Annotated in this window: 17 protein-coding genes and 4 tRNA genes; 14 read left to right on the forward strand and 7 right to left on the reverse strand. The window is 62.2% G+C overall.

Annotation, left to right across the window (positions count from 1 at the left end; all coding sequences use genetic code 11):
• Window positions 1-404: 404 nt before the first annotated feature.
• The 5 genes from FFS52_RS11975 (at window position 405) to FFS52_RS12000 (ending at window position 7,658) form a co-directional block, all read left to right on the forward strand.
• Window positions 405-1,367, forward strand: a complete 963-nt coding sequence (locus tag FFS52_RS11975; RefSeq protein WP_137809810.1) for an NAD-dependent epimerase/dehydratase family protein — start codon at window positions 405-407, stop codon at window positions 1,365-1,367.
• The gene (locus tag FFS52_RS11980; RefSeq protein ID WP_137809811.1) at window positions 1,357-2,895 is read left to right on the forward strand and encodes a hypothetical protein; all 1,539 of its coding nucleotides are present in this window, start codon (window positions 1,357-1,359) and stop codon (window positions 2,893-2,895) included. The genes FFS52_RS11975 and FFS52_RS11980 overlap by 11 nt, the downstream gene beginning before the upstream one ends.
• The gene (locus FFS52_RS11985; protein ID WP_137809812.1) at window positions 2,888-4,117 is read left to right on the forward strand and encodes a glycosyltransferase family 4 protein; all 1,230 of its coding nucleotides are present in this window, start codon (window positions 2,888-2,890) and stop codon (window positions 4,115-4,117) included. The genes FFS52_RS11980 and FFS52_RS11985 overlap by 8 nt, the downstream gene beginning before the upstream one ends.
• An 858-nt stretch (window positions 4,118-4,975) precedes the next feature.
• The gene (locus FFS52_RS11995) at window positions 4,976-6,328 is read left to right on the forward strand and encodes a polysaccharide biosynthesis tyrosine autokinase (RefSeq protein ID WP_249356552.1); all 1,353 of its coding nucleotides are present in this window, start codon (window positions 4,976-4,978) and stop codon (window positions 6,326-6,328) included.
• A gap of 478 nt (window positions 6,329-6,806) precedes the next feature.
• Window positions 6,807-7,658, forward strand: a complete 852-nt coding sequence (locus FFS52_RS12000) for an SGNH/GDSL hydrolase family protein (protein WP_137809815.1) — start codon at window positions 6,807-6,809, stop codon at window positions 7,656-7,658.
• A gap of 942 nt (window positions 7,659-8,600) precedes the next feature.
• Here FFS52_RS12000 and FFS52_RS24050 read toward each other — a convergent pair.
• Both FFS52_RS24050 and FFS52_RS12005 read right to left on the reverse strand, forming a co-directional pair.
• Window positions 8,601-8,729 carry a hypothetical protein gene (locus FFS52_RS24050; RefSeq protein WP_283205444.1) on the reverse strand — a complete coding sequence of 43 codons (129 nt, stop codon included), beginning with the start codon at window positions 8,727-8,729 and terminating at the stop codon, window positions 8,601-8,603.
• A 58-nt stretch (window positions 8,730-8,787) separates the two neighbouring features.
• Complete coding sequence (locus FFS52_RS12005; RefSeq protein ID WP_137809816.1) at window positions 8,788-9,627, reverse strand: SGNH/GDSL hydrolase family protein; 840 nt, start codon at window positions 9,625-9,627, stop codon at window positions 8,788-8,790.
• 232 nt (window positions 9,628-9,859) lie between these two features.
• Between FFS52_RS12005 and FFS52_RS12010 the strand changes: the two genes are divergently transcribed.
• From FFS52_RS12010 to FFS52_RS12035, 5 genes are all read left to right on the forward strand, one after another.
• On the forward strand, window positions 9,860-10,525 hold the full coding sequence (locus FFS52_RS12010) for a response regulator (RefSeq protein ID WP_137809817.1): 666 nt from the start codon (window positions 9,860-9,862) through the stop codon (window positions 10,523-10,525).
• A gap of 95 nt (window positions 10,526-10,620) precedes the next feature.
• On the forward strand, window positions 10,621-11,703 hold the full coding sequence (locus FFS52_RS12015) for an ATP-binding protein (RefSeq protein ID WP_249356547.1): 1,083 nt from the start codon (window positions 10,621-10,623) through the stop codon (window positions 11,701-11,703).
• Complete coding sequence (locus tag FFS52_RS12020; RefSeq protein ID WP_137809819.1) at window positions 11,703-12,779, forward strand: hypothetical protein; 1,077 nt, start codon at window positions 11,703-11,705, stop codon at window positions 12,777-12,779. The genes FFS52_RS12015 and FFS52_RS12020 overlap by 1 nt, the downstream gene beginning before the upstream one ends.
• Before the next feature lie 125 nt (window positions 12,780-12,904).
• Entirely contained in the window at window positions 12,905-13,240 is a 336-nt protein-coding gene (locus FFS52_RS12025) for a LuxR C-terminal-related transcriptional regulator (RefSeq protein ID WP_137809820.1), read from the forward strand.
• Window positions 13,241-13,628: 388 nt separating this feature from the next.
• Window positions 13,629-15,032: a lipase family protein gene (locus FFS52_RS12035; protein ID WP_137809821.1), complete on the forward strand. Its 1,404-nt coding sequence runs from the start codon at window positions 13,629-13,631 to the stop codon at window positions 15,030-15,032.
• A gap of 63 nt (window positions 15,033-15,095) precedes the next feature.
• Here the strand turns inward: FFS52_RS12035 and FFS52_RS12040 are convergent, their stop codons facing one another.
• From FFS52_RS12040 to FFS52_RS12050, 3 genes are all read right to left on the reverse strand, one after another.
• Complete coding sequence (locus FFS52_RS12040) at window positions 15,096-15,959, reverse strand: SGNH/GDSL hydrolase family protein (protein ID WP_349291723.1); 864 nt, start codon at window positions 15,957-15,959, stop codon at window positions 15,096-15,098.
• A gap of 48 nt (window positions 15,960-16,007) precedes the next feature.
• Window positions 16,008-17,663: a VWA domain-containing protein gene (locus FFS52_RS12045; protein WP_349291724.1), complete on the reverse strand. Its 1,656-nt coding sequence runs from the start codon at window positions 17,661-17,663 to the stop codon at window positions 16,008-16,010.
• Window positions 17,664-18,009: 346 nt separating this feature from the next.
• Window positions 18,010-18,085: transfer RNA gene (locus FFS52_RS12050), tRNA-Lys, on the reverse strand.
• A 182-nt stretch (window positions 18,086-18,267) separates the two neighbouring features.
• Here FFS52_RS12050 and FFS52_RS12055 point away from each other — a divergent pair.
• The 4 genes from FFS52_RS12055 to FFS52_RS23680 all read left to right on the forward strand — a co-directional run bounded on the left by FFS52_RS12055 (window position 18,268) and on the right by FFS52_RS23680 (window position 18,994).
• Window positions 18,268-18,340, forward strand: a tRNA-Glu gene (locus FFS52_RS12055).
• A gap of 47 nt (window positions 18,341-18,387) precedes the next feature.
• A tRNA-Asp gene (locus tag FFS52_RS12060) sits at window positions 18,388-18,464 on the forward strand.
• A gap of 33 nt (window positions 18,465-18,497) precedes the next feature.
• A tRNA-Phe gene (locus FFS52_RS12065) sits at window positions 18,498-18,574 on the forward strand.
• A gap of 270 nt (window positions 18,575-18,844) precedes the next feature.
• Window positions 18,845-18,994 (forward strand): hypothetical protein, encoded by a 150-nt coding sequence (locus FFS52_RS23680; protein ID WP_171011615.1) that lies wholly within the window; start codon window positions 18,845-18,847, stop codon window positions 18,992-18,994.
• 186 nt (window positions 18,995-19,180) lie between these two features.
• Here FFS52_RS23680 and FFS52_RS12070 read toward each other — a convergent pair whose 3' ends face one another.
• Together FFS52_RS12070 and FFS52_RS12075 are read right to left on the reverse strand one after the other, a co-directional pair.
• Window positions 19,181-20,665, reverse strand: a complete 1,485-nt coding sequence (locus FFS52_RS12070) for a PE-PPE domain-containing protein (protein ID WP_137809823.1) — start codon at window positions 20,663-20,665, stop codon at window positions 19,181-19,183.
• A 160-nt stretch (window positions 20,666-20,825) separates the two neighbouring features.
• A partial coding sequence (locus FFS52_RS12075; protein ID WP_137809824.1) for an HNH endonuclease signature motif containing protein occupies window positions 20,826-21,568 on the reverse strand: 743 nt, incomplete at its 5' end.

The following is a 21,568-nucleotide window of genomic DNA, read 5'->3' on the forward strand; positions in this document are numbered from 1 at the left end:
GAATTGATCGCCGAAGCGCCGGCGCTCGTCCGGTACGGCGGTGCACTTGAGTATGGCCAGGTGACACGGGAGCTAACTAGACACAACGTCTATGTTTTACCCTCTGTGAATGAGCCATTTCCGAATAGCCTCCTAGAGGGGCTAGCCGCGGGCCTGATCTGTATAACTACGAACAGTTGCGGCCTGGCACCATATATATCAGAGGCGCGCGCGGGAATAGTTTGCGAACCTGGTGCTGATTCTATCGCTACAGCACTGATTAGCGTGTCCGAGCTTTCAGCGATCGAGCGCAGGAGAATGTCGATGAGAGCAATTGAGCTTTGTAAGAACAAGTTTTCCATGCCGGCAATTGTTGATACTCTTGATTGCGTGTACCAAGAGGTCGCTAGTAAAGGGGCGTTGCGTTGAGGAAATTTGTTGTTACAGGCGCTGCTGGTTTTGTAGGCGCCCGCATATGCCAGAAGCTACTGCAATCCGGACACAAAGTAACTGGGTTTGATGCGTTAAATAGCTACTACGACCCTGCCATCAAGCGGCGGCGGATCTCTCAACTATGTACCTACGACGCATTTGCTTTCAGCAGTGTGGATATACGGTCCGAGGAGTTTCTTAGTTCTCTCGAACCTGAGACGACGATCTACCATCAGGCGGGTCAACCTGGGGTCCGTAGTTCATGGTCATCCGGTTTCGAGGACTACGTCGCGAACAATATCATCGGTACGCAGATGCTACTTGAGCGACTGCGCGGCCTCGCGGGCGTAAAGCTTGTTTACGCCTCAAGCTCGAGTGTGTACGGAAACCAGGCGCATTTTCCCTGCGATGAAACGGCTGTGCCTCACCCGTACTCGCCGTACGGCGTAACGAAACTTGGCGCCGAACATTTAGTGTCCTTGTATGCCGAAAACTTCGGTGTGGACACTGTTTCGTTGCGCTACTTTACAGTTTACGGTCCCGGTCAGCGCCCAGATATGGCATTCACGCGCTTTATCAATGCGATCCTGAGTGGTGGTTCGATCGAGATCTACGGCGACGGCGAGCAGCGGCGTGACTTTACCTATGTCGACGACATAGTTGAGGCCAACTTGGCTGCGGCCGAGCGAGATACCGAGCCCGGAGTCATTTACAATGTCTGCGGTGGATCAATTGTGTCGGTGAACGAAACCGTCGAACTGCTAGCCGCAATTTCTGGTAAACCGGTAAATATCAAACATATCGGAACCTCGTTTGGAGACGTACGCGAAACTGGCGGTGATAACACCAGGATCAGAAGTGATCTGAGTTGGTCGCCTTCTGTCAGAATCGCGGATGGCTTGAGAATGCAGTACGAGCGTCAGGTTGAGGACTTTAGGGCGTTCAATGGCGGGTAGCCGACGACCTGATCCTTTTCCGGTCTTCAGTCCTGTCGATAAGCTTCCGTCCGTTTGGTCGCGCGACAGCTATCTGATTCTGGCCTGCGCAGCGTCCCTTGCGGTTGTGGTGCCCGGCATCATTCGCGTTCAACACCATATGCGCACTGTCCAGTTTCTCGTAGTCGTCGTGGTGGTCGTGCTAGCGATCGTAACGGTCGCGATTGGCATTAGGTTTCCAGCCGTGACACGCGAATCGGTGTACGCATCCGTCTTCTTTATTCTCCTGATATTTGGTCTCCGTGTAGCATTTGATCTCAGTTCTTCAGATGTGTATTGGGTCAATATCAATGTGACCGACGCATACTTCACCGCTCTGGCGGCAGTTTGGGCCATGGCTGCCTCCTACGTAGCGGTGTACGTGACTCTTCGGCTCCGATGGGGAAGCTTTGAAACGGGCAGTATCATTGGTCCGACTCGCGAAGAGGCTCGGTACTTCAGAGTAGCGAGCTATGTTCTTGGTGCCGTTGGTTGGCTCGCTTTGGTCGTTACTGTACTGCTTGCAGGCGGTCTTGGTTCCTTCATCCATTCTCGCGAGTCTTTCACAGGTGTCGTGAATGTTCCAGCAGTTCAATATGCAATGATGTTCGGAATCTGCGGATCTCTACTTCGGGTCTACTTAGCCTATACGCAGAAAAGCATCATTCGTTCTAGGGATCTGTGGATTGGCATAGGAATCGCAGCGCCGATTCTCTTAGTTACCCTGGCACAGGGTTCGCGCAGGTATGCGCTCGCGGCGCTGGTAGCGGGAATTGTCGGGTATTTCCTTGTACGCGGCAAGACCGTTCCGGTCATGCGCACTCTGTTGGGTGTTCTCGTGATCGTGCTTTTTGTGCTAATGCCGCTTGAGTCTGTCCGCTCTGGCGGCGACGATCGCGGTGAGTCATTCGGTGCAGCGGTCTCCCGATATGTGACTGACCCCAGCGGGGCGGTGCAGGGATTTTTCGCGAGTCAGTCAACGTCCATGTTGAGTGCTTCAGCAATGGGGCTTGGTGACTACGATACGATGGCTGGTGGTCTGGGATGGGGACGGTACACCGCTGCGGAAACAGTACTTCAGCCTATTCCGCAGCAAGTATGGCATTCGAAGCCAGAGTCCCTCAGGAATGAGTTGATAGATTACCGGTACGGGCGCGGCGATTCAGGCTGCAGCTCTCTGTGTCCGACTTTTGGTCCTGCGAATACCTTCTTGGCTGACTTCGGACTACCGGGCGTCATCTTGGCGGGTGGAGCGTTGGGTCTGTTCGGTGCGGTGTGGTTGCGCCTGTGCGCGCGCCTTGGATTCAGCGGAGCGGCCGCATATGCGGGGTCATTCTGGGGTTTCGTGTACATGTGGTGGAGTTCGTTGTCCGCTCTAACCCTTATTGTTTTGCTTATTGGCGTTCCGCCACTGGTGATTAAGGCAGCGATTGAGTTACGCCGCGGTAGTCATGGCAGCAATCGAATTCGTGAGCGCATTAGCCTGATGGAGTACCCCAAACATGTCTGAATCAACTGCCCGCGTAGTCGTAGTCGGTATCAATTTTTGGCCTGAGAAGACAGGAATTGCTCCTTACACCACCGCCATGGCTCGATACCTGGCGCGGTATTATTCGGTGCGCGTCCTGACGACGTTCCCTCACTATCCGCAGTGGAAGGTGGACAGAAAGGTGTCCTTGGCTGCGGACAATGAGCATCCGTACGTTAAGCGAACATCGGTGTATGTACCGAGGTCTCCCAAGCCACTATTGCGTGTTCTGTTCGAAGCATCGTTCGGCCTGAAAGCCTTGTTGTCGCTAAGCGTGTTGAGGAGTTCTTCGGTTATTGTGCTCGTTACGCCGGCGCTTATCTCTTCTGTTCTAGTTGCGTTCGTAACCAGGTTGGTCGGCGGGCGATCGATCCGCATCGTTGTGGTTGGTCAAGACTTATACTCGGCCGGCAGTGAAGAGTCCGGTTTGCCGAGACCGGTTGCGTCAGTCTTCCGCCTTCTCGAATCTTACCTGTTCAAGATCAGTGATCGTGTCATACTTATTCATGACAACCTTCGACGGTACGCTGTTAATCGTCTGGGGACGGATGAAGCGCGAATCAGTGTCATTGCGAATTGGACACACCTCAGCGAACAGTCCGACAAATTGAGCGTGTGCCCCGGTGTCTCGGAGGTTTCTAGTAGGGCCGGTTGTGATGTCGTCGTATTGCATGCCGGAAATATGGGCAGAAAGCAAGGGCTGGGCAACGTTATCGAGGCTGCCCGATTGTGCGAGAAGGCGAAGAATGGGGTTCATTTCATCTTGATGGGCGACGGGGGCGAGAGGTCGAGCCTTGTTGCACGGTCAAGAGGTCTCAGAAATATTCACTTCGTAGACGCCGCGAACCACGACGAATTTCTGCCAACGTTGCGGTCTGCTGATTTGTTGTTGCTAAATGAAGAGCCTGGACTAGTGGAGATGGCCGTTCCTAGCAAATTGACTAGCTATTTTCGTGCTGGTGTCGCGGTTATCGGCGCGACCGATTCGCGAAGCGGGGCGTCTGCTGAACTGCGTAAGTCTGGTGGAGGGGTCGTGGTTCGACCCGGAGACCCCGAAGCGTTGGTTGATTCGATCTTGGACATCATGTCCCGGCCGTCAGATCGTACCCGAATGGGTGCTGCAGGTGCCCAGTATGCTGAGCAGTCGCTGAAGGAGGTGACAGCCCTGGAGCAGTATCGAGAAGTCATCGATGGTCTGATCTAGTTAATGTAATTGCGGTCGTTGACCCTCACGATGGTGCCTGCGGCAACGTCTTTTGTCACGATATTGCCGCAACCAATTACAGCTCGGTCGCCGATGCTCAGACCTCGGAGAACCGTTGCACGCGCAGCGATCCAAACTTCGTCCCCGATTGTGATTGCGCCGTTGTCGTACTCGAATGTCGGTGATCTATGGTCGTGGCTGCCTGTGCAGATTAGTGCCTCTTGCGAGAGGCAAGTATTACTGCCAATTGTAATCTGCTCCAGGTTCAGTAGCCAGACCCCCTCACCTAGCCAGCAGTGGTCCCCGATCTCGAGCTTCCATGGCCAGTGGACTCGAACGCGCTGCCTGATTACGGCTCCGCGACCAACCCTTGCACCGAAGGTTCGGAGGATGGCGACGCGTGCGGCGTTCGGGCACCACCAACTTTGGAATATTGCGTAACTTACGGCGAGCCAGGCGGCCTGCAATGCCTTGTTTCGGCCTTTGTCATAGCCTAGACCAGTGAAGCCTGCGAGGTTTTGCTGTCTAAGATTTGTCACTTTGCTAGTGTACCGAGACGCGTTGCGGCTGCCGTGTGTGGGCTTACAAGGTCGACGACGTGTGTCCTTCGATTTCTCCTACTGTCGCGCGTAGGCCGTTCAGAACCTATGCTAGGAGGCAGGTGTGAAAAGGATTTTGCCCCGGTGGGATGACGCCGCCCGGGGCATCGCCCGAATTGCGTTAGTGCTGCGATCTGGAAGCTTCTAGAGAGAGAATGGCTTGGTGGTAGCGATGAATCGAGACTACGACGTTACAAACGAGCGGCGAACGGTTGCGCGACAGGGGCGCAGTCGGCTCTCGGACCCGTTCCTTGTTCTAATGGTGGCTTTGATCGGTGCTGTTATTGCAGTGAGTTATGTGCTAACTCAGCATCCTGTGTACCAAGCGACGGCCAGCCTGTATGTAACGTCGGGTCCGGAAAGCGCGTCACAAAATGCCTATCAAGGATCACTTGCGTCACAGCAGCGGGTTTCGTCGTACGTAAAGCTGGTTGAGTCAGACGCTGTAGTGAGCAGGGCTATCGCGGATGGTGGGATCGAGCTGGGTGTGTCTGAAGCGAAGCAGTCCTTGTCTGCTTCTGCTTCTCGGGACACTGTGCTGTTGACAATCTTCGCCGATACGAAAGAGCCCGCCACGTCGATCGCGCTCGCTAATGCGGCTGCAGATTCGTTGACTGCGTATGTCAGCGTTCTGGAAACGCCCAGCGGCGGCGGGGCGCCGCTTGCTAAGGCCACGGTAGTTACGCCTGCGACTGACGCAAGTAGGATCTCACCCCGAATTTTGTGGTCGGTGGGCGCCGGTTTCGCTCTCGGGTTGCTAGCTGGTCTCGCGGGTGTAGTACTAAGGCGTCGATACGACAATAAGGTTAGAAGCAAGGCGGACTTGGAGCGACTGTCTGAGTCTGTTCCGGTATTGGCGACTGTGCCGCGAGACACAGCCCTAAAAGGCCGGCCTCTCGCGGGGTTTGGCGCTGGTGCGGGTGCGCCCGCTGAGGCATTTAGATTCTTGCGAACCAATTTGGCCTATTGTCGGGTCGATACGCCTCTTAAGCGGATTCTCGTAACGAGCGCGAACGAGAGCGAGGGTAAGACTACAACGGCTATAAATTTGGCTGGTTCGTTGGCAGAAGCCGGCAATCGGGTACTGCTAATAGACGCCGACCTGAGACGTCCAAGTCTGGCCAGTCGATTTGGACTCTCAGAAGCAATCGGGCTCACTAGTGCGCTGAGTGACAAAAACACTGATCCGATGGAGTTCTTGCAACCGGTTAGTGGGTCCGATCTGGTTGTAATGACGAGCGGGCCGATGCCACCGAACCCCTCGGAGCTTCTAGCGTCCGATAGGGCAAAGCACGTAATGGGCCTTCTGGCTGACAGTTTCGACTACGTCATCGTAGATTCCCCTCCCGTCTTGCCGGTGACGGATGCAATGGTGGCTGGGCAGTGGATAGACGGGGTTCTCTTCGTCGTGTGCGCGAATGCCACAAAGGTGCCGACGGTTGTCGCCGGCGTTGACCGTCTGGCGCTGGCTCAGGTGAACGTCGTGGGATTTGTCCTCAACCAGGATGTAGCTAGCGTCTCGGAGTACGGATACGGGTACGGGTACGGCCCCGTCTCTGACTCTGGGTTTTATGAGTCAGGGGCCTTAACCGTCCAACGCACAGAGCGTTGAATGCCTACTAGTTTCACTTACATTGTTACGAGCGGCTGGATCACGCCTGCAAGCACAGGATCTGCTCTGTGAATCGCGTGGCCTTTCGCGGTGGGTAGCGATCCCGCGCCGTGAATTAAGTCAGTGGGTCTTGCGCCAGTGCGGCAGGCACGATCGGCAAAGCAGTGTTGTGGCACCAAGCTCCGCCGGACAGGGGCAGGACGATGAGTGCGCTGGTGGCGCTCCGAACGGGTTCGTAGCACAGCTCGGGGACGTGTTCGGGTCGATCGTGACTGCGATTCAGCAGAACACGGTGCGGTCGCCACGAAACCATCGCGAACGGTGTGTGGCGATTCGTGTAATCGTTCGCCACGGGACGGAAGACCGACGGGGCTCGGCTAGACGTAGCGCCGACACTTGGGGTTATGGGCGGGGTCGATTCGAGACCCGGCGACATAGGTGACGTGCGCGAACTGACGTTGTCCGTAATGATGTGGTAGTGAACTCACGATGGATGCGGAAACGTCTTCTCTTCATCTGCGCGCCGGCGACGGCAGCTGCCCTCATCTTCGTCGGCGCTTTCATCGCGGACCGCAGCAATGCCGTGGTGGCCGCGCCGGCACCGCCAGCAGTACCCACGATCGACACCGCCCGACACAAACAGATGGCCGCCTTTGTCGGGGACTCATGGGTCGGGGGCTCCGACATGGGTGGCCGCGGACCAGAAAACTTCACTGAACTGATTGCTGATCATTTCAACTGGGACTCTCGAAACGTCGGCGTCGGTGGGACCGGGTACGTCGATGACGGCGGCAGGAATGACCGATTCGGTTCGACGACCCGACTCAGCGCCGCGGCGGGCACGTCGCCCGACATCCTGTTCATCATCAACGGTATCAATGATCTTGACGACGTAGCGCCCGATCAGATGCCCATCCGAGTTCGAGAGATCCGCACCAACTCTCTCGCCGCCTACGAGACCTTCCGAGCGCGACTCCCCCAGACGAAGATCGTGGTCATTGGCTTCGTACCACCCGGAGACTCGACAGCGCTCATCCGTGAGGTCAACGGCATTCTGGCCCAGCAGGCTCGCGTCGCCGGAGTTGACTTCATCAATCCAACCGGCGGCACTGCTCCCGAGTGGTTCTCCGGTGCGAACAAACGCTTTATTGGCGTCGACCGTTACCACCCGACAACCCCTGGGCACGTCGTGCTCGCAAACACCTTGATCCCGATTCTGGAGCAGATGCAGGCCAAGCGGTGGCCCCAGGTCTACAGCACTGGCTATTGGAGTTCCGACGAACCTCCTTCGCCTACGACAACCAATCCGTTTGTCCTCACAGCAAACTAGGAGCGCGCGAGACTGGCGAACAATCGCAGCATCTACTCGGCGAACTGCCGCGCGAGATAGTCTTGGCCCGCCTGCGAAGGGTGGGTGGCGTCGTTCCGCGTGAGGTAGTCGGAGTTGCCTACCCCCGTTGTCGCGCCGACTTTTCCCGATCCGTAGATCCAGAACAGCGGTTGGAACGCCGACGAGGAGAACGAGCCCCCCGGATGTGTGGGTGGTGACGCACTCGTAGGGCATGCCATTCAGGGTGACCTGTCTCCGACGACACAGTTTGTGCTAGACGCCCGGGCAGGCGCGGCCGCCACCACAACCCGAACGGGTCGAGCTGGTCTAGGAAGGCCACCACATTCGGGGCCGCGTCACACGGTGTGCTTTCATCAGGTCGCGGTTGCTGAGTCGGTTGGCGGGGTTGGCAACTAGCGCGGGCGGGCCGATCACGATGAAGGCACACCGGGCAAGTCGCGTCGAGCGCCGCATAAAACGCGGCCGCTGCGTTCCCGAAGTCCATGTTCGTCCAACCGCCACCGCCCTGTGCTCGAGTATTGGTGGTGTCGTCCTTGCTGGACCCGGACACAACGATCAGGTCGAGTGGCGAGTCGGAGTCCATCGCGGCGATACCAGCCAGGCGGCCTTCCCGCCGAACCGCTGCCGACCGGTTGCACCGTTGTCGACGTAAGCCGGTCCCGCCCTGACCTTGACACAGCATATCTCCACGCCCAGCATCCAGCCGACCGTGACTCTAACCCCTGCGGGACCGAGGTCGCCCCAGTCGCGCCGTCAACCCGTAATGGCACCGAAGAGCAGCGAGCCGGCGCAAGCTCTCGCCGGCCTGCCGACACGCTTCCGGGCGCAGGCTTTGGCCATAACTAGGGTTACCGGGTCCACAGGTCAGTCCCCACCGTGATGCTCGTTAGATTGCCGTTGCCGTCGTAGCCGACGTGAGCGTCACTCCGAGACGGGAATTAGTCGCGGCCGAGCCGTCGGGTTGTAGGTGTAGGTCGTCGTAACGCCGTTCTCGGTGACCGTCTGCACATTCCCGTTGTCGTAGTAGGTGATCCCGGTTGCCGGGGACACCGGGCATAACTCGCGTCGGCGACCGTATGCGATCGGAGTCGGCAGACCGACCGCGTGATCAGAGTGCTCGCGCGATGAGGTTCGCGATCGCCTTGCTCCCGAGCGGCGTCGGATGCCGGGGTTGGGTCTGGGACTGTGAGGCGTTCCCTTCGAACCAGCGTGCTGGGCCGGCGCATGCGTCGTGTCCGACGGCGGCGGAGGCAACGTCGACGAAGGTCATCGATCGGGTGACGGCGGCGGTTCGGAGGATGGCGTCGAATCGTTTGAAGAAGGACTGTAGGTACGCGGCGTCGGCGTTGCTGATGTTCGCCTGGCCGGGGCAGCCGGTTCGGCCGTAGTAGCCGCCGTGACCGACGAGAACCACGCGAGCGAGGGGTGCACGGGCGCGGATGGTGCTCAGAGTTGCGCCGATCTTCGGTGCCACAGCTGTCAGGGCCGAGGTCATCCGGTCGGCCATGACTCGATCCTGGCGACACCGGGCATCTTGGCCGAACCTGGGCGTGAAGCAGGAGGAGACGATCGACCACCAGCGGAGGTCGTTGCCGCCGATCGAGAGAGTCACCAGTCGCGTGGACCACGACAGTGCGTTGATCTGGACCGGCCGGGCACCGAACGATGTCGTCTGCTGGCGGGTCGTGACGTCTGCCGTCGTGGCGTTCACGCAGGCAACGGAGGTGAAATTCATCCGGAGCTGGGAGGCGAGGTGCGTCGGGTAGGCGTCGCGGGTACGTCCGCAGCCGTCCGGATGCTGTGCCGAGGTCAGCGTCGGCGCTGCGGCGCGTGAGTCTCCCAAGGCGACGTATGCGGGTGCCGCCGGCGCGGCGAGAACCGACGGTACCGACATGCAGCTGATCGCGATGGCGAGAACGGCGACGAGTGCGAGGCGGAATCGGGTCACGGCAGGAGTATCCCAGCCGTGTCGGTGAACGTTACGAGAGGTCTGGGCACCGTCTGACAGGCCGGTCCGATGGCGCCCTGTGGCCGACTGAGAACAGCCCGTTCAGTCGATACAGAGCTTCGAGTCGACGGGCTAGCGTCGGTGATGTCAACACGCGGTCCCCGAGACGCGAGCGGATGTGATCCGTGCAACTTTGCCACCGTGGTCGAGGGGCGTCGGTCATGATTGCGCAATGGTGGTGCGACGGGGCGAGCGCGCGCGGATCGGAGTCGTCGATGATCACCCGTCGATCGTCGCCGGGCTGCGGGCGATTCTCGGGGACCAGCCGGACCTGGAGTTCACCGCCGGCGCAGCGACAGTGTCGAAGTTGCTGACAGAGACCCGAGATCTCGACTTGGTCGTCCTCGATCTGCGGTTGGAGGACGGGAGTTCACCGCAGATCAACGTCGACTGTCTCGCTGAACTCGACATCCCGGCAGTCGCCTACACCTCCGGAGACGAACCCTATCTGGTCCGGTTGGCAGCCAGTGCGGGGGTGAAAGCGGTGTTGCGCAAGAACGTTGACGACGACGTACTTCTGGCTGCAATCCGAGCGGTGCTTTCGGGCGAGGAGACTCCGACGGTGGATTGGGCGGCTGCGATCGATGCCGATGACGACTTCGTCGACCTACCACCACAGCTGCGACGTGTCCTCGAGCTGTATGCCGCAGGCGAATCCACTGCCGGAGTTGCCAAATCCATGAACCTGTCCCCAGACACGGTCAGTGACTACGTCGGTCGGATCAGAACGAAGTACGCCGCAGTGGGGCGACCCGCGCCGACCCGGCAGCATTTGATGTTTCGAGCGATAGAGGACGGATGGCTACCGATACCGCGGCGGCTGCGACGGCGGAGATAGCGTCTGATCGCGACGTCGCACTCGACGAGTCCGCAGGTCAGCGGATTCTGCGGCAGTTCGCTGTGTTCATCGCCTGTGGCTACCTGGTGTACCTGGTGCTCACCTCCCCGGCTATCGCGGCGTCGCTGGCAGTGATGCACACGTGGTGGACGGTGCCCGCACTGGTTGTCGTGTTCGGTCCAGGGCTCGCGCTGGGGCCGCTCGCGTGGCGAGGGTCGCCTCAAGCCCTACGAGTGTGTGCAGGGTTTGCTGCCGGCGGCTATTTGGCGGCGGTGTTCACGTGGGGTTTCGGCTGGAACGGCGCGCACCTTTCCGAAACCACCGGCATATGGTTCTTCTCTTTCTGTGGATTGGCTGCGATCGCCGCCGCACTGGCCATGCGTCCGACCTACGCCTTTGTCGTGCTCGTGGTGGTGGTGATCTCGAGCGTCACGATCAACTACGTGGCCCGCGACGTCGCACGCAGCGGGCTGTTCGTTCCGGATATGGCGTGGGCATTCGCCTTCTCGCTCGTGTACTTCGCCGCAGCGGTCATGGGGATGCGTACCGCAACGGTTCTCGATGACACGCGGGCGCAGGCCTACCGAACGGCGGCGGCCGCCGCCGCGTCGCAGGCCCGCGCCAACGAGCGGCAACGGTTCAATCAACTCACCCACGACGGCGTCATGGCGACCTTGCTGGTCGCTGCTCGCCGAGGGAACTCCAAACAGTTGGCAGCTCAAGCCCAGGCCACCTTGCACGCGCTCGACAGGATCCGCGGCGACGCCGACACCGACGGCACGATGACCCCCGATGCTGTTCTGACGCATCTCAGTGAGGTGACTGCCACGGTGGACCCGACCCGACGTTTCGAGGTTCGCCGCATAATCGACAGCCCGGACGCCGGCTATCCCGCCACGGTGGTTCGTACAGTCGCGGCAGCGGCTGCGGAGGCGGTCCGCAACAGCGGCCGTCATGCTCGGGCGTCGAAGACGATTGTCTCGGTGGAGATCACGGATGACCGGCTGCACATAGAAGTAGCCGACAACGGGCATGGTTTCGAACCGTCGACGGTGCCGGCCGACCGGCTCGGAATCGCCATCAGCATCCGTGAACGGATGGCGCACATCGGTGGCTCCGCCACCATCGAGTCGGCGCCGATGCGCGGCACTCGTGTGTTCTTGGAGTGGGTGCGGTGATGGTGAGCCCGACCGGTGGGCGCGAGGACATTCGCGACCTGCTCGGAATGCGAACGCGCGGTGCATGGCTCATCATCGGCAGCTACCTCGTCGCCATGGTCATCGTGACCGTGGCCACGGTCAACAGTTACATCACTCCCTGGGTGGCGGCACTGGGATCGGTCGTATTGATAGCCGCGACGCTCGTCCTCGTCCTCGTTCCCGGCGACCCTCTCCCGTTCGGGACGACTCTGATGCTGACCGCCTCGGGGCCGGTGGCGTGTGCCCTTGTGTTGTCGGCGACCCCCGCGGTTCTCAGTTCACCTCTGCAGATCTGGATACACGGCGGCGGGACGTCGATCTACTGCTTCATGAATGTCCGCGGCCGGCGGATCGCGCCGTGGATCGGCTTGCTCGGAATGGTGCTTGTGTTCGCAGTGTGGGCCGTCGCTGTCGGTCGGGGCGCTGCGTACGGCATCAGTTTTGTTGCCATCGACGCAGCCCCTCTGGCGATGGCGACTCTCCTGTCGTTCACTCTTCGGCCCACGGCGAAGGCGGTGTTCTCGCTACGGGCGCAGACAACCGAACGCGTCGCCGAACTGGCTGCGCAAACCGCCGGCGCCGATGAGCGCGAGAAGCAAGCACGCCACCTCGATCGCCTCGCCCGCCCGATGATCGAGAAGATCGCGTCAGGCGAACCCCTCACCGCAGCTGAGCGAGGAGAGTGCGCACTACTCGAGGCCCACCTGCGCGACCGGCTGAGAGCGCCGATTCTGTCCACGCTCGAGCTCGACGAAGCCGCGTACAGCGCGCGACAGCGGGGCGTGGAGGTCATCTTTCTCGACGATTCCGGTACGCCAGAACAGGACCCCGCTGTCATTGCCTCAGTGCGTGAGGCAGCCGCACACGCCTTGCAAGAAGCGGCGGGCGGGCGCGTGTGCGTACGCATGTGGCCACCCGGCCGGGAAACCGTGGCCTCGGTACTCGTGACCGATGCCGCCGGCACACGACGCACCGAGATCACCGCCGATGAGGTAGAGGAGCTTCCTCGTCTCGGAACCCAGGCCGTCCCACGTACGGGCAGACCGTTCGCTTGACTATCTATGCCCCCCGGGGCGGTGGCACCATCGCGGGTGCCCCCGCAAGATCGGTCTGTCGCCGACACCGCGACCGTCTTTAACGTCACTCCCATCAGCAACAGCAGACCAGCAGGAGTGCAACGATGACGATTCAGGCTCTTGATTCGGTGGGGCGGCCTGCCCTCAGCAAGCGCGAGATCGAGGTGCTGACCGTGTGGCTCGCGTGTGATTCCAAGCAGCAGGCCGCCCGACGACTCTTCGTCGGTGAATCCACGGTGCATACTCACCTCACCCGGATCCGCGACAAGTACCGAGTCGTCGGCCGACCCGCGCCGTCAAAGATCGCCCTGCTCATCAGGGCCATCGAAGACGGAATCTGCACCCTCGAAGAGATTGCCAGCCTTACTGCGTTGTTTGACGAGGCAACTGAAGTGCAACGCAGGCAACAACATCCGAGTAACGGTCGGAACCTCGCCTGAAGCGACTCCGCGATGATCTGAAGGTCCTCTGAGCGTGTTCAGGATCAAATTTGCGATTGCTCTACTTCCGAGTGGCGTCGGATGGCGGGGTTGAGTCTGTGACCGCGACGAATTGCCTTCGAACCATCGACCCGCTCCGGGACAGGCGTCGTGCCCGACGGTGGCGGAGGCCACGTCGACGAAGGTCATCGATCGGGTGACGGCGGCCGATCGGAGGATCGCGTCGAACAGTCCGAACGGTTGATCCGGCGTCGGACAGTCAACAGGGCCGTCGCCGACCGTTAGCGCCAACCCTTTACCATGACGGGGGTTCGATTTCGATGCGAGAAGTGGCTGACCAGCGGGGTGTTCCGGTCCGTGATCGCTTGTGTGACGAGGAGTATCGGCGATGCCGGCATGGTGGAACCTGCGGGGCTGGGCGCTGCGCGCAGCGATTTCTGCACTGATTGCGACGGGGATGACGATCGGTGCGATCGGAGGAACTGCGGAGGTGTTGGCCGAGCCGCCGAATCTCGGTCCGGCGCCTTCCGCGCTTCCCGAGGCCATCGACGCCGCTGTGCCGGCACCGCCGGTGAAGAGGTTGCACCGCATACCTGCCCGCTCGGTGACGCCCGGTGCCTCTCACGAGTTGCAGGAACTTCGCGAGGCGGTCATGCCCTCGCCGAGCGGCGACCGGTTCTTCGATCAATGGCCGGCCGACCTCGCACGCCGTGCTGCCGGAGATGTGATCGCCACTCGCGATGTCATGCGCACGGCGCAGTTGCTGATGACGGTTCCGCTGCGGTCGGCTCGCCAGATCAAGTTCCGGAGCGTCGACGCCGGGGATCAGCCGATCTTCGGTACCGCGACCCTCCTTGTCCCTGCCAAGGCATGGAAGGGACCGCGGTCGCGTCCGGTGCTGGTTCACAATTCGCCGATCGTCGCACTCGGGACGAAGTGCACGCCCGGTTACACGCTTGCTCACGGCTATCACGCCGACACCAACACCACCGACCTCATCCCGCCGTTCGCTCAGTTGGCCTTGGACCGCGGCTACGCGGTGATCATGCCTGACCACACCGGACCCCGGATGGCGTACGCCGAACCGTACGTCGCAGCGCACGTGATCATGGACTCGCTGCGGGCGGCAGGCCGGCTCGACCCCGACAACTTCGCCACCGGACCGATCGCCATGCACGGATACTCCGGTGGCGCGATCGCCACGAATGCCGCGGCGAAGCTTGCCGATTCCTACGCTCCGGAGCAGGCCGGGCGGATCGTCGGCGCGGCATACGGGGGTGTGCCGGCCGACTACCGTTCGCTGGCCGGGGCCATGAACGCCAACCTCGGTTCCGGGGTGTTCCACGCCGCCATGCTCGGTGTCGCACGGGAACGTCCCGAAGTCCTCGCGATGGCAAACAACGCGGCACGCTGGTTGGCCACGTCTCCGATGCGGGACCTGTGTACCAGTGGGATGGGTGTCCTGGGTGTGTCGCACATACCCACCCAGGTTCTGTCGGCCGACCCCGATCCTTACCGTTCACCCGTCGCCGAGCGTCTTTTCGCGATCACTTCGATGAAGGATCACCGGGCGACGATGCCGCTGCGGATCTACCACGGGACCTACGAGTGGTGGATACCGGCGAGCCAGGCTCGCGCCCTGTTCGCCGAGCAGTGCGCGCTCGGGGCGTCAGCGTCGTACCGCGAGTACCCGGCCGAACACATGACCGGGATCTTCGCCGGCCTGCCCGACACCTTGACGTGGCTCGACGATCGTCTGCGCGGGAAACCCGCGCGGAGTGAGTGCCGCTGACAGGACGACCTGGGGTGGCTTCGACTCGACGCCTCGCTCCGCTGGAGCCGGCGCAACCACGGGTCAGAGCGCCGCGACGACCAGGTCTGCGATGGCCTTGCTGCCGAGCGGGGTGGGGTGGCGTACCTGGGTTGCCGACCGCGAGATATTTCCCTCGAACCATCGAGCTGAACCTGCGCATGCGTCATGTCCGGCGGCAGGTCCGGCCACGTCGACGAAAACAACCGAGTGTGCCCGAGCGGAGTGTCGGAGCACTGCGTTGAAGCGCTCGAAGAACCGTAGGACGAATGCAGCGTCAGCGGTGCTGATGTTCGCCTGACCTGGGCAGCCGGTTTGACCGTAGTAGCCGCCGTGGCCGACGAGAACGACGCGTGCGTTGGGAGCTCGCTGTCCTATCCGGGTCAGCGTGGCGTCGATTTTGGGTGCGAGTGAGGCCAGACCGGAGTTGATTCGTCTTGTCACCGAGGCGTTGTCGCGGCAGCGCGCATCGCGGCCGAACTTCCTCGTGAAGCAGGACGACACCAGGGACCACCACTGCAGGTCGATGCCGCCGATCGATAGGGTGACCAGCTTCGTCGACCGGGACAGCACGCGAGTCTGGACAGGACGCGGACCATATAGCGTCAGTTGGGGCGTCGTCGTGACATTGGCGGTGGTGGCATTGACACAGGCGACGGACCGTAGGCTCAGTCCGAGGCGCGCGGCCACATGTACGGGGTAGCCGTCATCTGTGCGCCCGCATCCGTCTGGGCGCAGGCTGGATCCGTTCGTTGGCGCGGCAGCGCGCGAGTCGCCCAACGCGACGTATTCGGGGCCACTCGGGGTCGCTGTCGCGGGCACCGCCAGGACGGTGCTGAGCAGACAGACGAGGGCTGCGAAAGTCGCGGCTCGGACGCGGGACATCAGGGAGCTGTGGCCGTCGATCATGTTGGTATTCCGGTTCTTCTGTGGGCTGATCTGGAGTGGCGCAGTACCTCAGGCCCGGCAAAAGGCCTTCAGGTTCTGCTGCGAGGTGAAGGCGGAGATACTCACCGATCCGTTGGCCGCGAGCTCCGCCAGGTATGTGCCCTCGTACTGAACGGCTTCGTCCGGGTACCTCGTGGCGAGGTCGCCAAGTTCGGCAATAGCTTCGAGGCCACCTGCAGGACCACGGGAGTTGATCAGAGTCCTGGTTCGGTACAGGTCCGAGACTTTCTGCCACGCATCGCAGACGTCCTGCTTCGTCGGGGCCGTGTTCTCCGTCGAAGCGCCTCTGGGTTCCTCGACCGTGACCTGTGCGCCGTCGGGTCGGGTGCACCGGATGACCGGCTCGCCCGCCTCGGTTTCCGCGGCGCCGAGGATGTTGCATCCCCACGAATCGAGTTGCGCGCCGCGATCACCGCGTTGGGTGCGGGGATCGTCGACGTAGCGTTCGACGAGCCGGAGCGCGGTCTGGCAGTCAACGCCCCTGGCGACGACCCGAAGCTTCGGGGAATCGGCTGTGGGCCCGCAGTTGTCGGCCTCGTCCTGTGAAGCCGGTTTCGGCAGGCACGTGCACAGGGTGAGAGTCTTGACGGTACCGCTGGCGACATCGCCGTCGTAGGAAACCTTGAGCGCGATACCGCGGGGTTCATCTGCGGCGAAATATGCTGTGGACGTGGCCTTGTCGTCACGAACCGGCTCGCCGAACAGTTCGACGACGCGACTCATCGGAGTGCCGACCGTCACCCCGTCGACTGTCGTGACCGCCGATCCGAGCGGGCGGATCTCGACCAGGACGCCGTCGGCGAATACCCACTCGCAGTCCCGCCAGCGCACGACTACGCGGTCGCCGTCCACGGTTCCCGTGGACAGCTCCGGGAAGCCTGGCGTCGTGGCTCTGATCTCATCGGCCCGAGACCCCAAGTTCACCCCGGCCAGTCCGGTGTTGGTCAGCTTCGTCGACGCCGAGTCGGCGTCACGGGCGGCGGCGATCCGTGCGGCGAGCTGTTGCGAGTTGTCTGCCGTGATGTACACACCGCCGCCCTCGCGGGCGATGCACTCCAGCTGGGTGTTCGTCGCACGAAAGCCGATGGTGCTGATCGTGACGTCGGGGTAGCGAGCGCGCAGCTGCTGGGCCGTGTCGCATGGATCGGGCGGGCAGTTTGCCTCTCCATCGGAGACCAGAACGACGGACCCTCCGCTGCCCGCCAGCAGCTCGACACCTTGGGTGAGAGCCTTCGACAACGGGGTCCACCCCTGAGCCTCGACACCGGCGATGGCCTCGGTCGCCGCCCCCTTGTCGATGCGTGCCAGATCCATGATCGTCGTGACGTCCTGGCAGCCGGCCGCCTGGCGCGTCGTTTTCGCGCTGAGCGTGTTCCCGTAGGCGACGAGTCCGAACGGTGTGCCGTCGGGGAGGCCCGTCGCAAAATCCGTCACCGCGGCGCGTGCAGCGTCGATGCGGGGGCCGGGAGCGTCGGCAGTCAGCATCGACTCTGATCCGTCGAGCACGACGACCACCGAGGAAGAATCGGCAGACGCGGTCGTGCTCTCCGACGAGGAGCTCGGGCTGCCGTCGCCCGACGTGCTACAGGCGGCCACAAGGAGACAGAGGATGGCCAGAGAGCCCAACCGGGCGGACAATGTCACCAGGGGATCGTAGTCAGGCACCGTCGTTCCACGAGCCCCGTGAAGACAGAGTTCGTCCGATCAGGTGACACCGAGTTCCGCTGTGCTCCAGGCGAGTTCGCACATTTCCCGGCGAAGGGCCAGACTGAATCCGCGCCGACTCGGGCGCGAAGGCAGGCGGTCGTGCCTCCGGTTCAGAACGGCCGCGCGGGCAGAACTACTGGTCTGCCATCGGGACGGTATTCGGCATATCTGAACTGCGGTTCTGGGCGGCAAGCAGAATCTGATTGTGTCCGGAAGCCCGTCGGGTACGCCGACGAGCGTCCTGGTGGTACCGCAGCGGGAATCGACGCTCACCTCGGCACTGGACCTCTTCGGATCGTCATGATGGTGCCCCCACCAGGGCTCGAACCTGGGACCTGCGGATTAAAAGTCCGTAGCTCTACCAACTGAGCTATAGGGGCAGGGCCCCGGCGAGCCGGGGCGTCGATGAGTTTACAACGTGTGCAAACGGTGCGAACGTGACCCTCGGTGTGCGTGTCGTCGAGCTGGTCGCGATGCTTCGTTTATGGGGCTGACCAGTCGATTTGTGGTTTGCGCGAGACCTGTCATAAGCTATGCGAGCTCCCAACGGAGAACACGACCGGCCCCCTTCGTCTAGCGGCCTAGGACGCCGCCCTTTCAAGGCGGTAGCGCGGGTTCGAATCCCGTAGGGGGTACGCCTGCGCGGCACTCGGCAACGAGGACCGCGCAGATAATTTAACAAGGCCCTGTGGCGCAGTTGGTTAGCGCGCCGCCCTGTCACGGCGGAGGTCGCGGGTTCGAGTCCCGTCAGGGTCGCCAAAGGTTTCGGTTCATCGTCAACCGGTACCTTCCGGCCAGGTAGCTCAGTTGGTACGAGCGTCCGCCTGAAAAGCGGAAGGTCGTCGGTTCGATCCCGACTCTGGCCACCACAAAAATCCCCAGCAGTCCGAGACTGCCGGGGATTCTTTGTTTCGACAGATGCGGCGGTGTGGGCAGTGCTGGTTCGGGCTGCTGTTGGCTGAATCACTCACGGCGACAACGGATTCACCCGAACAGACGACCTCTGGCGGGCTGCAGAACCGTGATCTACCTGGCATGATGGTCCGGTGAACGCGATACCGGGGGGTACGCCGCGTCTACCCTCACATGACCAATTCCCGGAACAGTCCGACAATCGGTCGGCACGACGTGCTGCCGCCGTGAACAACTCCAGCCCACCGACATACCGGTACGAGTACAAAGACCCGTACGCGCCCATGTCGACCGCCAAGCAAGTGGTTCTCGGGTGCGCGATCTCGTTGGTGCTCATCGCCTTTGCGGTGGCGGCGTTCCTCATCGGACAGGGGTGATGGGGTCGTCGCAAGGCGCGGCTCTGATCGACGAATAGAGCCCGGCGCGGGGCCGCGGGGGTGAGTTGACTCGGCCCCACGCCGGGACTCGTAGCCGCTCCCTCCGGAGGCTGGGGGAGCGGCGATACCGCCAGAGTGGTCTCTTCGGTGACCCCGAACGTTGCGTCGCGGAGTGGGTGTCAGCTGTCAGGCTGCTGCGCTGGACTCGCCGTCACTCGAGTCGGAAGACGAATCGCTCTCGGTCTCCGTGTTCGACACGTCCGACGAGTCCTCCTCCGATGTGGACGTGTCGGTGGAATCTGCGTCGGCAGAATCGGTGTCAGCGGCATCGGTGTCGGCTGCGTGCCGCCCGCTGCCCGTGAGGCGATGCCGGCCGCCCTCTGACGGGGTCGCCTCGGGGGTTGATGTGTCAGCGTCGGCAGTCTCAGGCGCGCGATGACGACCGCCCGACGAGACTTCGGTGTCTGAGGCAGGGACGTCGGCGCCAACAGTGGGCGCCGGCGCCGGCGATTCGGCCGGCGGATCTTCGGGGTCGGCAGAGTCCACAAGACGGGCGACGGCTGGTGGGTCGTACTCAGACGACGACTCCACCGGCACCGCGGCGTTCGACTCTGTCGGCGTGACCAGCGGGTAGAAGGCGTTGTTGACCGCGTCCCATCGCTCGAGATCGTCTTCACTCGGCTCGATACCCACCGCGTCGTTGAGGATCATCGCGACCAACGTGAGCGGGTGGTGTTTCGGTTGATAGACGACGTACGTCGTATTGCCGTCGCGGCTTTTCATCGTCGTCGGCGCTGTGGTGTAGTCGATGAGATTGCCGTAGTTCTCTTCGCCCAGGCCCGAATGGATCGCGATGAATCCGGCCGCGTTCACGAGCAGCGAACTCACCGGCCGGAGTGTTCGCCACTGGAAGTTGGCAACCGGATCGCCGACCACGATCACGGACGTCACCGGAAGTTCCTCGCCGGTGGCACCGGGATCGCGGGCTCCGTTGCTCTCGGCGCCGAACAGCTCGAACACCGAGCCGACGATGTTGTTGTCGGCCCACGCCTTCAGGCCCCACGGGCTCCGCGGATCGGAGATGAGCAGGATCGTCGAGTTGTCGACGTCGATCCCGTTCGGCTGACCGACCGCGATCTCCGCAGCATTGCCCAGGGCTTCGGCGCCTTGCGAGTAGCCGGTGTAGACGACGTACGGCTGCCCCTCGGTCTGCTGTGCGAATGCCCGCATGACTTTGAGGTTGTTGTCGACGGCGACATCCCGAGAGGCGTCGTAACTCGGGGCAAAGATCGGCAGGATGGCACCAGACCGGCCAGACACCAATGGGCCCAGCGCTTCCGGGTAGTCGACGACCAGAACCTGACGGCCGGCACGGAGTCCCCTGATGCGCGGGAACAGGGTGCCGTCGTCGGTTCCGGGGGTCACTACCACGATTGTGTCCCCGTTGACATGAGGGAACGTCGTCGACAGCCAGTCCGGACCGAGCCCGTCGTCGGGTTCCGCGGGTCGGAACACGCCGTCGTCGTTCAGTCCCTCGATGGTTGCGAGCGTCTCGGCCGACAGGACCGGTGCGGCCGCAGCGGTGGTGGGCAGTGCCGTCGGCACGACCATGCCGAGGCACAGCGCGCAACCCACCGTAGACGCGCGCAGCGTCCGTCGAAATCCGTTCATGTCTTCCCGCCCTTGCCCCCGCCGCCGACCTGATCACCGGCCATTGGCATGTTTGATTCGGTCTCCACGATCGTGAAACCACGTCAAATGTTCGCAGCCGCAAGGAAGAAGGACAAGTTACCGGCGAGTTTTCACCCGATCAGGGGAACGCTCGTGTTTGTCAGAACGGGGGTGGGTCCAACCGGTCGAGTTCTTCGCGGGCTCGCTTGTTTCGGGCGCGTTCTTGTCGCCGGCGGGCCAGTTTGGCGTCCAGTCGGCTGGTGGTGCGCTCCGGGTTGTCGGAGGCGATGACGCGTGGGGTGGGTGGGGCTTGGGCGGCTTGTTCGAACCGGATACGCCGCAGGTTGGGGAAGGTGTCTTCCAGGGTTTCGGCGTCGCCGGGCAGGGTGACCCCTTCGGGGGTTTCGTATTCGGTGACCAGGCGTCCGTCGTCGTCGCGGTATTGCACATCGACCCAGTCCCCGTGGGTTTTGAACAGGTGACCGGGGCGGCATTTGGTGTTGAGGTTCTCACTCGACGTCGCCCCACCGCGGGCGGGGTCGGTGTGGTCGTATTCGGTGACGTGGTCGAGATCGCAGGCGAATGCTGAACGGGTGCAGCCGGGTTCGGTGCAGTAGCCGTCCCGGACGCGTACGAAGTCGGCGCACGACGTGGTGGGCCGGTATCCGTTGCCGGGGTGCGTCGCCGGGTAGATCACTGCGACACTCGCGGTGGTCTCGACGGGTCGATCGGGTTCGGCTGCGTCCGTTCCGTCTTCACCGTGTGCGCCGGTCGTGGCGTCGTCTGCTCGGGTGTCCTCGGCTGGTGCCGGGCGCTGGGCGGTCCGCCGCTGGTCGGCGTCGTTGTTGCTGGGGGCCACGTAGGTGGGTTGGGTGCGGGCTGGGGTGACCGGGGCCAGGGTGG

It is taken from the genome of Gordonia sp. ALPHA1B1 (assembly GCF_005502615.1).
Lineage (GTDB): Bacteria > Actinomycetota > Actinomycetes > Mycobacteriales > Mycobacteriaceae > Gordonia > Gordonia hongkongensis.